Raw genomic sequence first — 13,351 nt, forward strand, 5'->3', positions numbered from 1 at the left:
TTCCTGTGCCCGGAGGAGTTGAAGGCAGAGCCGGGCGGTGCTTGCAGCGGGGGCTGCAGGGTTCGTTGGACACACCCGCCGCGCCCGATGGCCTGACGGCCGGAAGGGGAGCGCAGCGGAACCTGGAAACGACGCGCGTCAGGCCGTGCGGCCGAACGGGCGGCGCTGTCGCCACCAATCCAGCACCTGGGCCACCGAGTCATCGATGGAAAGTGCCGAGTTGTCCAGCTCCAGCGCGTCTTCGGCCGGCTTCAACGGCGAGACGCTGCGCGATCGGTCACGCATGTCCCGCGCCTCGAGGTCCGCGCGAAGGTCGTCGATATTAGCAGAAATTCCCTTGGAAATCAGTTGCTTATAGCGCCGCTCGGCGCGCTGGGCGGCGCTCGCCGTGAGGAAGACCTTGAGCGGCGCGTCGGGGAAGATCACGGTGCCCATGTCGCGGCCGTCGGCGACCAGCCCCGGCGCGCGGCGGAAGGACTGCTGCAGCGCGTGCAGCGCGGCGCGCACCGCCGGCCAGACCGAGACGCGCGAGGCCATCAGGCCGCTGGTCTCCAGGCGCAGCTCGTCGGTGATGTCGCGCCCGCGCAGCCAGGTGCGGCCGGCGTCGGCGCCGTCGCCGAAACGCAGGTCCAGGCGCTCGGCCAGCGCGGCCAGCGCGGTCTCGTCGTCGGGCGAGACGCCGTCCCAGGTCGCGGCGATGCCGGTGGCGCGGTACAGCGCGCCGGAGTCCAGCAGCGCGTAGCCCAGCGCCGCGGCCACCTCGGCGGCCAGCGTGCCCTTGCCCGAGGCCGTCGGGCCGTCGATCGTGATCACCGGCACCTCGGCCGGCTCGGCGCGCGCCAGGCCGAACAAGGCCTCGAAATAGTCGGGGAAGGTCTTGGCGACGCAGTGCGGCTCGAGGATGCGCACCGGCACCTTGGCGCCGACCGTCGGGTTGAACGCCGCCAGCGACAGGCACATCGCCATGCGGTGGTCGTCGTAGGTCCGGATCTCGGCCGGCTGCCAGGTCTCGGGGGCGCGGACCTCGATGAAGTCGGTGCCTTCGACGACCGTCGCGCCGACGCGGCGCAGCTCGGCGGCCATCGCGGCGATGCGGTCGGTCTCCTTGACGCGCCAGCTGGCGATGCCCTCGATGCGTGTCGGGCCTTCGGCGTACAGCGCCATCGCCGCGAGCGTCATCGCGGCGTCGGGGATGTGGTTGGCGTCCAGCGTGATGCCGGCCAGCGGCCAGCGCCCGCGGCGCACCTCCAGCCAGCCGGGGCCGGTGCGCACGTCGGCGCCCATCGCCTGTGCGGCTTCGACGAAGCGGATGTCGCCCTGGATCGAGTCGCTGCCGACACCCTCGATGCGCACAGCATCGCCGCCGCAGGCGGCGATGGCGCCGAGCGCGACGAAGTACGAGGCCGACGAGGCGTCGCCCTCGACGTGGATGTCGCCCGGCGAGCGGTAGCAGCTGCCCTGCGGGATCGTGAAACGCTGCCAGCCGTCGCGCCGCACGGCGATGCCGAAGCGCGCCAGCAGGTTGACGGTGATCTCGACGTAGGGCTTGGAGATCAGCTCGCCGTCGACCTCGACGACGAGATCACGCTCGCCGGCGGCCAGCGGCAGGGCCAGCAGCAGCGCGGTCAGGAACTGGCTGGAGACGTCGCCGCGCACGCGGATCGCTCGCTCCAGCGCCAGACGGTCGCCGGCGCTGCCGCGCAGGCGCAGCGGCGGGTAACCCGGCGTGCCCAGGTCCTCGATCGTGCAGCCCAGCGGGCGCAGCGCGTCGACCAGGTCGCCGATCGGGCGCTCGTGCATGCGCGGCACGCCGGAGAGCTCGAAGTCGCCGCCTTGCAGCGTCGCCAGCACGGCCAGCGCCGCGGCCAGCGGCCGCATCGCGGTGCCGGCGTTGCCGAGGAACAGCCTGGCCTCGTGCACCGACAGCTGGCCGCCCAGGCCGGTGACGGCCAGCGTGCCGTCGGCATCGTGGGCGATGCCGCAGCCCAGCGCGCGCAGCGCGTCGAGCATGACGCGCGTGTCGTCGCTGGCCAGCAGGTCGTGCACGCGCGTCGTGCCGTCGGCCAGGCCGGCGAGCAGCAGCACGCGGTTGGAGATGCTCTTGGAGCCGGGCAGCCGGACGGTGCCGGCCGCGCCTGCCATCGGCGGCAGGTCGAGGAAGGGAGTGCGGAACATCGGGTGGAAGGCGGCGTCAGCGCTGCGTCGATCGCGGCGCGCCCATCTGCCAGCCGGCACGGCCTTCGGCGGCGGCGCGGATCATCGTTTCCAGCGCGTCGGTATTGCCGCTCAGCATCAGCTGTTCGAAGGCGTCCAGCGACTGGCGGAAACGCTGCGACTGCTTGAGGATCTCTTCGCGGTTGGCGGTCAGCACGTCGCGCCACATCTCGGGGTTGCTGGCGGCGATGCGCGTGAAGTCGCGAAAGCCCGGGCCGGCGAGCGACAGGAAGTCGCGCCCCGCGGGCTGGCCGACCACCGACGAGAAATAGGCGAAGGCCAGCAGGTGCGGCAGGTGGCTCACGGCGGCGAAGGCAGCGTCGTGGTTCTCCGGCGTCATCTTCAGCACCTGGGCGCCGATCGCCGACCAGACGTCGGTGGCCTTTTGCACCAGGTCGGGCGCGGTCTGCGGCAGCGGCGTCAGGATGACCTGGCGGCCGGCGTAGAGCGCCGCGTCGGCATGGCCGATGCCGGCCAGTTCCTTGCCGGCGATCGGGTGCGCCGGCACGAAGGACGCGAGGCGCTCGCGCAGCACGCGGCGTGCGGCGTCGACGACGTCGCGCTTGGTGCTGCCGACGTCCATGAACAGCACGCCCGGCTCGACGAGATGGCGGATGGCCTTGAAGGTCGCTTCGGTGGCCGCCACCGGCACCGACAGCAGCACGATGTCCGAGCCGGCGACGGCCAGCAGCGCCGATTCGGCGACGACGTCGATGACGCCGAGCTTCTTCGCGCGTTCGGTCGTCGACGGGCTCTTGCTGTAGCCGATGACGCGCTTGACCAGGCCGGCGCGCTTGAGCGCCAGCGCGAAGGAGCCGCCCATCAGGCCGCAGCCGATGACGCCGAGTTGCTGGAACATCAGTGCACGTCCACCGGGTAGGCCCCGAGGACTTTGAAGAAGGCGCAGGCGTCGTGCAGCTCGCGCAGCGCGGCACCGACCTTGGGCTCGTCGGGATGGCCCTGCACGTCGATGTAGAAGTAGTACTCCCACTGGCCCGAACGCGCCGGGCGCGACTCGAAGCGCGACATCGAGACGTCGTGGCGCTTGAGCGGCACCAGCATGTCGTGCACCGCGCCCGGCCGGTTCTTCACCGACAGCACGAGGCTCGTGCAATCGTGGCCCGAGGGCTTGGGCACCGGGTGGCGGTCGGGGTGGGTGACGATCGCGAAGCGCGTGCGGTTGTGGGCGTCGTCCTGGATCGCAGGCGCCAGCACGTGCAGGCCGAACTCGCTGGCCGCGCGAACGCTGGCGATGGCCGCGACGCTCGGGTCCTGCGAAGCCAGGCGCGCACCTTCGGCGTTGCTCGATGCCGGGCGGCGCTCGGCGTCGGGCAGGTGGTGGCTGAGCCAGCCGTGGCATTGCGCCAGCGCCTGCGGATGGGCGCAGACGGCGCGGATGCCGTCCATCGAGTTCTCGCGCCGCAGCAGGTTCTGGCGGATGAACAGGCTCGTCTCGCCGATGATGAACAGCGGCGTGTGCAGGAAGAGATCCAGGGAACGCGCGACCACGCCCTCGGTGGAGTTCTCGACCGGCACGACGCCGAAGTCGGCCGCGCCCGAGGCGACGGTGTGGAAGACCTCGTCGATGCTCGCGCACTGCACGCGCATCAGCGAGCTGCCGAAATAGCCGATCGCCGCCTCTTCGCTGAAGGTGCCGGCGGGGCCCAGGTAGGCCACGCGCGTCGGCGTCTCCAGCGCGCGGCAGGCCGACATGATCTCGCGCCAGATCGGCGCGATGCTCGCGGTCTGTAGCGGGCCCGGGTTGACGGCCTTCATGCCGTCGATGACCTGGGCCTCGCGTTCGGGCCGGAAGACGACCGAGCCCTCCCGCTTCTTCAGCTCGCCGACGGCCAATGCCAGGCCGGCGCGTCGGTTGAGCAGCGCCAGTAGCTCGCGGTCGACCGAGTCGATCTGCTGGCGCAGGCCGACCAGTTCGTCGGAGGACTCGACCTGCGGCGTCTTCACTTGGGCGTGCTGGCCGGCGCGGCGGGCGCGGCCGCTTCGAAGCGCTTGCGCACCGACTGCTCGAGCGCCTTCACCTTGGGCTCGACCAGCGGCTTGGTCTCGGCGACCAGTTTCTCGCCCAGCGCACGCTGCAGGTCGCCGTTCATCGACTGGAACTTGCGGTTCACCGGCGACTCGAGCATCGTGATGAGCTGCTTGAGCTCGTCTTCGCTGAAGCGTTGCTCGAGGAGCGCGCCGATGGTGCTGGGCGCCAGCTTGACGGCGCGGTCGCGCACGATAGGCGTCGCTTCGTCGGCGTACTTCTTGGCGTCGGCCTGCAGCGACTTGGCCATCGCTTCACGCTTGTCGGCGGGCAGGCGCTGCAGCGCCATCGCCGCCTGCTGCATCAGCATCACCGCCGGCTGCTCGGCGAGCTGGCGCGCCATGTTCTCGATCGCCGGCTGCTGGATCTGCAGGATCTTGGCGACGAGCGCCTTCTTCGCCGGGCTCGACGGCGCGGCGGCCGCCGGGGCGGAGGCCGCCGCCGAGGCCGGCGCCGGCGCCTTCTGGGCCATCGCAGGAACGGCCGCGGCGAGCGCCAGGGCCAGCACGAATCTTTGAGTCATCACGCGTTCTCCGTGCCGGCATCGCCGGCGCTGTCGTTGGACGTGTCGTCGCCGGCGCCTTCGGTCTGCGCGTCGTTCTCGACGATGCGCTGCAGGCCGGAGAGCCGGGTGCCGTCGTCCAGCGAGATCAGCGTGACGCCCTGCGTCGCGCGGCCCATTTCGCGGATTTCGGCGACGCGGGTGCGAACGAGCACGCCGCGGTCGGTGATCAGCATGATCTCGTCGGTGTCGCGCGCCAGCGTGGCCGCCACGACCTTGCCGTTGCGCTCGCTCTGGAGCATCGAGATCATGCCCTTGCCGCCACGGCGGTGGCGGGTGTATTCGGCGATCGGGGTGCGCTTGCCGTAGCCGTTCTCGGTCGCGGTGAGCACGCTTTGCGTCTCGTCCTCGGCGACCAGCAGCGCTATGACGCGCTGGCCGGGTTCGAGCTCCATGCCCTTGACGCCGCCGGCCTGGCGGCCCATCGGGCGCACACCGCCTTCTTCCGGGTCTTCGTTGAAGCGCACCGCCTTGCCGCCGTCGGAGAACAGCATCACGTCGTGATGGCCGTCGGTCAGCGCGGCGCCGATCAGGTAGTCGCCGTCGTCCAGGCCGACGGCGATGATGCCGGCCTTGCGCGGGTTGCTGAAGTCGTCCAGCGGCGTCTTCTTGACGGTGCCGAAGGCCGTCACCATGAAGACGTAGTGGTCGGCCGGGAAGCTGCGGAACTCGCCGGTCAGCGGCAGCACGACGGTGATCTTCTCACCCGGCTGCAGCGGGAACATGTTGACGATCGGCTTGCCGCGCGAGTTGCGCGAGCCTTGCGGCACCTCCCAGACCTTCAGCCAGTAGACGCGGCCGCGATCCGAGAAGCACAGGATCCAGTCGTGCGTGTTGGCGATGAAGAGCTGGTCGATCCAGTCGTCTTCCTTGGTCTGCGTCGCCTGCTTGCCGCGGCCGCCGCGGCGCTGGGCGCGGTACTCGGTCAGCGGCTGGCTCTTGATGTAACCGGTGTGACTGAGCGTCACCACCATGTCGGTCGGCGTGATCAGGTCTTCGGTGCCGAGTTCCTGCGCGTTGCGCTCGATGACGCTGCGGCGCGCGCCGACCTTGGTCTGGCCGAACTCCTGTCGCAGCGCGTTGAGCTCGTCGACGAGGATCGCGGTCACGCGCTCCGGACGGGACAGGATGTCCAGCAGGTCGGCGATCTGCGTCATGACCTCGCGGTACTCGCCGATGATCTTGTCCTGCTCCAGGCCGGTCAGGCGCTGCAGGCGCATCTGCAGGATTTCCTGCGCCTGGTCCTCGGACAGCCGGTACAGGCCATCGGCCTGCAGGCCGTAGCCCGCGGGCAGGCCCTCGGGGCGATAGGCAGCGCGGCCGCCGGCCGTCGATTCCTCGGCGCGCGCGAGCATCTCGCGCACCATCGAGCTGTCCCAGGCCTTGGACATCAGCGCCGCCTTGGCCATCGGCGGCGTCGGGCTGGTCTTGATCGTCTCGATGAACTCGTCGATGTTGGCCAGCGCCACCGCCAGGCCTTCGAGCACGTGGCCGCGCTCGCGCGCCTTCTTCAGCTCGTAGACGGTGCGGCGGGTGACGACCTCGCGCCGGTGCTCGAGGAAGATCTCCAGCAGCTGCTTCAGGTTGCATAAGCGCGGCTGGCCGTCGACCAGCGCGACCATGTTGATGCCGAAGCTGTCCTGGAGCTGGGTCTGCTTGTAGAGGTTGTTGAGCACGACCTCGGGCACTTCGCCGCGCTTCAACTCGATGACCACGCGCATCCCGGACTTGTCGCTCTCGTCCTGGATGTGGCTGATGCCCTCGATCTTCTTCTCGTTGACGAGCTCGGCAATGCGCTCGAGCAGCGTCTTCTTGTTCACCTGGTACGGGATCTCGTCGACGATGATCGACTGGCGCTGGCCGCGGTCGATGTCCTCGAAGTGGCACTTGGCGCGCATCACGACGCGCCCGCGCCCGGTGCGGTAGCCCTCGCGCACGCCTTCGAGGCCGTAGATGATCCCGGCGGTCGGGAAGTCCGGCGCCGGCACGATCTCCATCAGCTCCTCGATCGTCGACTCGGGCACCTTTAGCAGGTGCAGGCAGGCGTCGACGATCTCGTTGAGGTTGTGCGGCGGGATGTTGGTCGCCATGCCGACCGCGATGCCGGCCGAGCCGTTGACCAGCAGGTTGGGCAGCCGCGCCGGCAGCACCGTCGGCTCCTTCTCGGAGCCGTCGTAGTTCGGGGCGAAATCGACCGTTTCCTTGTCGATGTCCTCGAGCATCTCGTGGGCGATCTTCGCCAGACGGATCTCGGTGTAGCGCATCGCCGCGGCGCTGTCGCCGTCGACCGAGCCGAAGTTGCCCTGGCCGTCGACGAGCATGTGGCGCAGGCTGAAGTCCTGCGCCATGCGCACGATCGTGTCGTAGACCGCCGTGTCGCCGTGCGGGTGATATTTACCGATCACGTCGCCGACGATGCGGGCGCTCTTCTTGTAAGGGCGGTTCCAGTGGTTGGACAGCTCGTGCATCGCGTACAGGACACGGCGGTGCACGGGCTTGAGGCCGTCTCGGGCGTCGGGGAGGGCGCGTCCGACGATCACGCTCATCGCGTAATCGAGATACGAACGCCGCATCTCCTCTTCGAGGCTGATCGGCAGGGTTTCCTTGGCGAACTGGGACATGCGGTAGCGCGCGAGGCGCGAGCAGGTTCGACCCGACCGGAACGGCCAGGCACGGGGCGTGCAATTCTACGGCCCGCCGCATGTCGCAGCGGAGCAACAGCCAACCGAGCACGCCTGGGTGCAGGGGTCAGAATGCAGGCGTACCGATGCCCTATGGCACAATCGTCCGCAGGTGGTAAGTACCCGCCGTGTCGGGATTTGCCCGGAGTTCAGGCTTTCGGTTTGGACGTTTCGCAGTTCTGCTGCGGCTTTCCTCGAGAGGAGAAACATGAAGAAACTGAACAGGGTGGCGATGCTCTTCGCATCCGCTGCGCTCGCCGCCCCGATCGCGGTCCTGGCACAGGACAAGCCGGTCGACAACTGGCGCGCATCGGACGGCACCGTCTGGAAGAACGGCACGAACGAGCTGTGCTGGCGTGATTCCAACTGGACCCCGGCCTCCGCCGCGGACGAGTGCGACGGCGCCATCAAGCCGCCGCCCCCGGCCCCGGCCCCCGCGCCGAAGGCCGCCCCGCCGGCCCCGCCGCCGCCGCCCCCGCCGCCGCCGGCTCCGGTCAGCGAGAAGGTCACCTTCGCCGCTGACGCGTTCTTCGACTTCGACAAGGCGACCCTGAAGCCCGAAGCGAAGGCGAAGCTCGACGACCTGGCCTCCAAGGCCAAGGCCGTGAACCTGGAAGTCGTCATCGCCGTCGGCCACACCGACTCGACGGGTCCGGATGGCTACAACCAGAAGCTGTCGGTCAAGCGCGCCGATGCCGTGAAGGCCTATCTGGTCGACAAGGGCATCGAAAAGAACCGCGTCTACACCGAAGGCAAGGGCGAGAAGCAGCCGGTCGCCGACAACAAGACCCGCGAAGGCCGCGCGAAGAATCGTCGCGTGGAAATCGAAGTGGTCGGTACGCGTACCAAGCAGTAATCGCCTGGAACCCCGAGGGTTCCCACAACGAAACCCCGCTTCGGCGGGGTTTCTCGTTTGTCGCGCTTAGGATTCGACCATGACTGTCAATGCCGACGCCCAGGAACTGGCCAAGTTCAGCGATCTCGCCCACCGCTGGTGGGATCCGGAGAGCGAGTTCCGGCCGCTGCACGAAATCAACCCCCTGCGCCTGGACTGGATCGACAGCCTGGCGGGCCTGCGCGGCAAGACCGTGCTCGACGTCGGCTGCGGCGGCGGCGTGCTGTCGGAGTCGATGGCCCGACGTGCCGCGCACGTCACCGGCATCGACCTGTCGACCAAGGCATTGGGCGTGGCGCGGCTGCATGCGCTCGAGTCCGAGGTGATGAACCTCGAGTACCGCGAGATCGCGACCGAGGCGCTGGCCGCCGAGCGCCCGGCGAGCTTCGACGTCGTGACCTGCATGGAGATGCTGGAACACGTGCCCGACCCGGCATCGGTCATCGAGGCCTGCGCCCGGCTGGCCAAACCCGGCGGCTGGGTGTTCTTCTCGACGCTCAACCGCAACCCCAAGGCCTTTCTGTTCGCGATCGTCGGCGCCGAGTACGTGCTGAAGATGCTGCCGCGCGGCACGCACGAGTACGAACGTTTCATCCGCCCGAGCGAACTGGCGCGCTGGTGCCGCGACGCCGGCCTGTCGCCGGCCGGCAGCCGCGGCCTGCAGTACAACCCGCTGACCAAGCGCTACTGGCTGTCCGACGACACCAGCGTCAACTACCTGGTCGCGACGCGGAAGCCGGCCTGATGGCGCGCGCCGCGGCGGTGCTGTTCGACCTCGACGGCACCCTGGTCGACAGCGCACCCGACCTGGCCGGTGCCGCCAACGACCTGCGCGTGGCGCGGGGGCTGGAGCCGCTGCCTTACGAGCGCCTGCGGCCGATGGTCGGCACCGGCGCCCGTGGCATGGTCGGCGCCGCTTTCGGCCTGGCGCCCGGGGACGAGGGCTTCGAGCCGCTGCGCGATGCCTTCCTCGCACGTTACGCCGAGCGCCTGCTGCAGACCACGCGTGTCTTCGCCGCCGTCGAGCCGATGCTCGTCTCGCTCGAATCGGCCGGCCTGCGCTGGGGCATCGTGACGAACAAGGCGATGCGTTATGCCGAGCCGGTGGTGCGCGGCCTGGCGCTCGACGTGCGCGCTGCGGCGCTGATCGCCGGCGACACCACGCCGTTCTCCAAGCCGCACCCGGAGCCGCTGTTCGAGGCCGCCCGCCGCCTGGCGCTGGCGCCGGGTGACTGCGTCTACGTCGGTGACGACCACCGCGACATCGTCGCCGGCCGCGCCGCCGGCATGCGCACGCTGGCCGCCGCTTGGGGATACCTCGGTCGTGGCGAGCCGATCGACGCCTGGGGCGCCGATGCGGTGCTGGAAAATCCGGCCGCGCTCTTGAACTGGCTGGAACTGGCCTAAACTAGGCACCTCAGGGACCGACCTGGCTTCGACGTAGGTGCGGAGTCGGCGCGGGGCATGCCGAGCACCAGTTCGCTCGTAAATCCACTGGAAACAAAGTAACTGCGAACGACGAACGTTTCGCCCTCGCCGCTTAACACCGGTGAGCCTCGCAACAGTTGGCCGATGGGCTGGGTCTGAGGCGGCAACGCCGAAGACTGCGAGGTCATTCACATTGGCTCGTCCCGTGCCGGGTCACTCGGCTCGGGCCTAAAACCAAGTGACTCGGGGAACGGATAGCGTGCTGCTGCGCGATCCGGGCCCTCAAACTCAAATCAGCCAGCTACGCATGTAGAACCGTCCGGCGATGGCTTGCGGACGGGGGTTCGATTCCCCCCGGTTCCACCATCCAAACCGAAGGCCCCGGCCGCGCAAGCGACCGGGGCCTTTTCTTTGTCTTTGTCGGCCTCCGGCCTCAGCGCCGGTTGGACACGAAGATGCCGCCGACGATCAGCGCGAAGGCGACCGCGTGGTAGACATGCGGCGGCTCACCCAGCAGCGCTGCCGACAGCAGCGCGGCGAACAGCGGCGTCAGGTTGGCGAAGAAGCCGGCCAGCGCGGGACCGACGGCGCCGACGCCCAGGCCCCAGCAGCGATAGGCCACCAGCGAAGGGCCGACGGCGATGAAGACCAGTGCCGCGACGACCGTCGGCGACCACAGCACCGGCTGCGGCATCCAGATCGCTTCGCCGACCGCCGACAGCGTCGCCCAGGCCAGGCCGAACAGCACCTGCACCATCAGCGCCTCGGCCCAGTTCCAGTCCGGGCGCTGCTCGCCGCTCATCGATGCCGGCGGGCGTGCCAGCTGCCAGCTGTAGCCGGCCCAGGACAGCGCCGCGACCAGGATCCACAGGTCGCCGGCGACGAGCCGGATCGAGCCGATCTGCAGCAGGTCGCCGCGCACCAGCACGATGACGACGCCGGCCAGCGACAGCAGCGCGCCCAGCAACTGCGTCGGCCGCGGCCGCTCGCGGTAGAAGATCGCGCCGACGAGCATCATCCACACCGGGATGCTCGACGCGATCAAGGTCACGTTGATCGGCGTCGAGGTGTGCAGCGCCAGGTACTGCAGCGCGTTGTAGGCGCCGACACCCAGCAGTCCGAGGACCGCCAGCGGCCGCCAGCGGGCGCGGATCTGGGCCCGTCGCTCGGGCGTGGCGACGGCGCGCCAGCCCAGCGGCAGCAGGATGGCCAGCGCCAGCCACCAGCGCAGGCAGTTCAGCAGCAGCGGCGGCATGCTGGGCGCGAGCAGGCGGCCGAGCAGGGCGTTGCCGGCCCACAGCATGGCCGGCAGCGTCAGCAACGCTGCGATGCGGGGCGTCAGCGTCATGCCGCGGGCCTCTCGGCGCCGCAGCTCCAGCACTGCTCGAACGGGCCGTCGACGATCTCGTGGCAGCGCGGGCAGGCCCAGGTGTGCTCGGGCGGGTGGCGCCACTCGGCGAGCAGCGTCTCGGCGCGCGCTCGGTCGGCGTCGTCGACCCAGACCTCGGGCAGGCTCTGGTCGGGCGGGATCTCGCCGGCGATGCCGCTGGCGTAGGCGCGCTGCACGCTGGTGGCGATGCCGGCGGCGCCGAGCTGGTCGGCCCAGAGGGTGGCCAGCACGAGGTTCGGGGCTTGGATCAGTCTTCTCATCGGGCGGCGCATCATGCCACCGTCGGCGGGGTGGTCCCCCATCGCGTAACCTGAGGGCCTCTTCACGAGGAGAACACGATGCCGCGCGCGATCCAGATCTCGGCCTTCGGCGGCCCCGAGGTGCTGCAGTGTGTCGACCTGCCGGTCGGCGAACCCGGCCCCGGCCAGGTGCGCATCCGCCACCACGCCTGCGGGCTCAACTTCATCGACGTCTACCAGCGCACCGGCCTGTACCAGAACCCGCTGCCGCTGGTGCTGGGCATGGAAGGCGCCGGCATCGTCGAGGCCGTCGGCGAGGGCGTCGCGCACCTGCAGGCCGGCGATCGCGTCGCCTACGCGGCGGGGACGCCGGGCGCCTACAGCGAAGTGCGTGTGATGCCGGCGACGCAGGTCGTGCAGCTGCCCGACGGCATCGACTTCGAGACCGGCGCGGCGATGATGCTCAAGGGCCTGACGGCGCAGTACCTGCTGAGGAAGACGCTACCGGTCGAGGGCCTGCAGCCCGGCGACTGGGTGCTGTTCCACGCCGCGGCCGGCGGGGTCGGCCTGATCGCCTGCCAGTGGGCCAAGGCCCTCGGCCTGCGCCTGATCGGCACCGCCGGCGGCCCGGCCAAGTGCCAGCTGGCGCTGCAGCACGGCGCGGCGGCGATGATCGACTACACGCGCGAGGACTTCGTCGCCCGCGTCAAGGACATCACCGGCGGCCGCGGCGTCAAGGTCGTCTACGACTCGGTCGGCCGCGACACCTTCGACGGCAGCCTGGCCTGTCTGCGCCCCTTCGGGCTGCTGGCCTGCTTCGGCAACTCCTCGGGCCCCGTGCCGCCGTTCGCGATCGGCACGCTGGCCGCCAAGGGCTCGCTGTACCTGACGCGCGCGACGCTGTTCACGCACATCGCGACACGCGAGCGCACGCAGGAGATGGCCGACGAACTCTTCGACGTCGTCGCCAGCGGCGAGGTCAAGATCCGCATCGACCAGCGCTACGCGCTCGAGGACGTGGCCGAGGCGCACCGCGCGCTGGAGGCCCGGCGCACGACCGGCTCGACGGTGCTGCTGCCCTGAGCGATCAGTCGGCCACCGCCTCGCGGTAGGCGTGCCACGAGGCGTGGCCGACCACCGGGCCGGCCAGCAGCAGGCCGGCGAAGCCGGGCAGCAGCGCCAGGCCGACCAGGGCGACGATGGCCGCCGCCCACAAGGCCATCACCGCCGGCTGCGTGCTCACCAGGCGCAGGCTGGTCAGGCCGGCGCTGATCGCGTCGCTGCGGCGGTGCAGGATCATCGGGATCGAGACCGCCGAGATGGCGTAGATCAGCGTCGCGAAGATCGCGCCGACGGTGGTCCAGGCGACGATGAAGCCCAGGTTGGCCGGGTCCAGCAGCGCCAGCAGCGAGCCGCGGAAATCGGGCATGCCGTCGAACGAGACGGCGAAGATCACCAGCGCGGCTCGCCCCCAGACGAGTTCCAGCACCAGCAGCACCAGACCGAAGATCGCCATCGCGCCGCCGCGTTCGCGCCAGGCGAGCATCGCGTCGACCAGCGTCGGACGTTCGCCGCGCTCCAGCCGCTGGCTGACGCGGTACAGCCCCAGGCACAGGAAGGGGCCGCTCAGCAGGAAGCCGGCCGACAGCGCCAGCGTGTAGGCCGGCGCGTACTCGAAGACCGCCAGCAGCGCCCAGCCCATCGCGACGAAGCAGGCGCCGAAGAACAGGCCGATCGCCGGCGCGCGGCGGAAGTCGCGCCAGCCGGCGGCCAGCCAGCGCCGCGGCGCGGACAGCGCCAGCGTGCGCAGCGCCGGCATCGCCGAGGCCGGCGCGTCGTCGACGGCAGGAGGTTCGGCCGGGTCCACGCGGCCAGCGTAGGCCGCGCGCCGGGGT

12 protein-coding genes and 1 other RNA gene are annotated in these 13,351 nt (G+C 70.2%); 5 read left to right on the forward strand and 8 right to left on the reverse strand.

Going from position 1 to position 13,351, the window contains the following annotated elements:
- Positions 1-138: 138 nt before the first annotated feature.
- The 5 genes from RGE_RS06810 to gyrA are packed head-to-tail and all read right to left on the reverse strand — an operon-like array spanning position 139 to position 7,444.
- On the reverse strand, positions 139-2,175 hold the full coding sequence (locus RGE_RS06810; protein WP_014427598.1) for a bifunctional 3-phosphoshikimate 1-carboxyvinyltransferase/cytidylate kinase: 2,037 nt from the start codon (positions 2,173-2,175) through the stop codon (positions 139-141).
- A 16-nt stretch (positions 2,176-2,191) separates the two neighbouring features.
- Positions 2,192-3,073: a prephenate dehydrogenase gene (locus RGE_RS06815; protein WP_014427599.1), complete on the reverse strand. Its 882-nt coding sequence runs from the start codon at positions 3,071-3,073 to the stop codon at positions 2,192-2,194.
- A complete protein-coding gene (gene pheA / locus RGE_RS06820; protein ID WP_014427600.1) occupies positions 3,073-4,179 on the reverse strand; it encodes a prephenate dehydratase in 1,107 nt (368 codons plus the stop codon). The genes RGE_RS06815 and pheA overlap by 1 nt, the downstream gene beginning before the upstream one ends.
- Positions 4,176-4,784, reverse strand: coding sequence for a hypothetical protein (locus tag RGE_RS06825; protein WP_043783874.1), 609 nt, complete (start codon positions 4,782-4,784; stop codon positions 4,176-4,178). The genes pheA and RGE_RS06825 overlap by 4 nt, the downstream gene beginning before the upstream one ends.
- Complete coding sequence (gene gyrA / locus RGE_RS06830) at positions 4,784-7,444, reverse strand: DNA gyrase subunit A (RefSeq protein WP_014427602.1); 2,661 nt, start codon at positions 7,442-7,444, stop codon at positions 4,784-4,786. The genes RGE_RS06825 and gyrA overlap by 1 nt, the downstream gene beginning before the upstream one ends.
- Positions 7,445-7,712: 268 nt before the next feature.
- On the opposite strand from gyrA, the gene ompA reads away from it, so the two are divergent.
- From ompA to ssrA, 4 genes are all read left to right on the forward strand, one after another.
- A complete protein-coding gene (ompA, locus tag RGE_RS06835; RefSeq protein ID WP_014427603.1) occupies positions 7,713-8,360 on the forward strand; it encodes an outer membrane protein OmpA in 648 nt (215 codons plus the stop codon).
- 79 nt (positions 8,361-8,439) lie between these two features.
- The gene (gene ubiG / locus RGE_RS06840; protein ID WP_014427604.1) at positions 8,440-9,144 is read left to right on the forward strand and encodes a bifunctional 2-polyprenyl-6-hydroxyphenol methylase/3-demethylubiquinol 3-O-methyltransferase UbiG; all 705 of its coding nucleotides are present in this window, start codon (positions 8,440-8,442) and stop codon (positions 9,142-9,144) included.
- Positions 9,144-9,806: an HAD family hydrolase gene (locus tag RGE_RS06845; protein ID WP_014427605.1), complete on the forward strand. Its 663-nt coding sequence runs from the start codon at positions 9,144-9,146 to the stop codon at positions 9,804-9,806. Before ubiG ends, RGE_RS06845 begins: the two co-directional genes overlap by 1 nt.
- A 13-nt stretch (positions 9,807-9,819) precedes the next feature.
- Positions 9,820-10,193, forward strand: a transfer-messenger RNA (tmRNA) gene (gene ssrA, locus RGE_RS23440).
- A gap of 67 nt (positions 10,194-10,260) precedes the next feature.
- Here ssrA and RGE_RS06850 read toward each other — a convergent pair.
- Together RGE_RS06850 and RGE_RS06855 are read right to left on the reverse strand one after the other, a co-directional pair.
- The gene (locus RGE_RS06850; RefSeq protein ID WP_014427606.1) at positions 10,261-11,175 is read right to left on the reverse strand and encodes a DMT family transporter; all 915 of its coding nucleotides are present in this window, start codon (positions 11,173-11,175) and stop codon (positions 10,261-10,263) included.
- A complete protein-coding gene (locus RGE_RS06855) occupies positions 11,172-11,477 on the reverse strand; it encodes a putative signal transducing protein (protein WP_043784907.1) in 306 nt (101 codons plus the stop codon). The genes RGE_RS06850 and RGE_RS06855 overlap by 4 nt, the downstream gene beginning before the upstream one ends.
- 78 nt (positions 11,478-11,555) lie before the next feature.
- On the opposite strand from RGE_RS06855, the gene RGE_RS06860 reads away from it, so the two are divergent.
- Positions 11,556-12,539 (forward strand): quinone oxidoreductase family protein, encoded by a 984-nt coding sequence (locus tag RGE_RS06860; protein ID WP_014427608.1) that lies wholly within the window; start codon positions 11,556-11,558, stop codon positions 12,537-12,539.
- Between the two features lie 4 nt (positions 12,540-12,543).
- Here the strand turns inward: RGE_RS06860 and RGE_RS06865 are convergent, their stop codons facing one another.
- Positions 12,544-13,323: a DUF2189 domain-containing protein gene (locus tag RGE_RS06865; protein ID WP_014427609.1), complete on the reverse strand. Its 780-nt coding sequence runs from the start codon at positions 13,321-13,323 to the stop codon at positions 12,544-12,546.
- Positions 13,324-13,351: the final 28 nt, after the last annotated feature.

Origin of the sequence: Rubrivivax gelatinosus IL144, assembly GCF_000284255.1 — a bacterium.
GTDB lineage: Bacteria > Pseudomonadota > Gammaproteobacteria > Burkholderiales > Burkholderiaceae_C > Rubrivivax > Rubrivivax gelatinosus_A.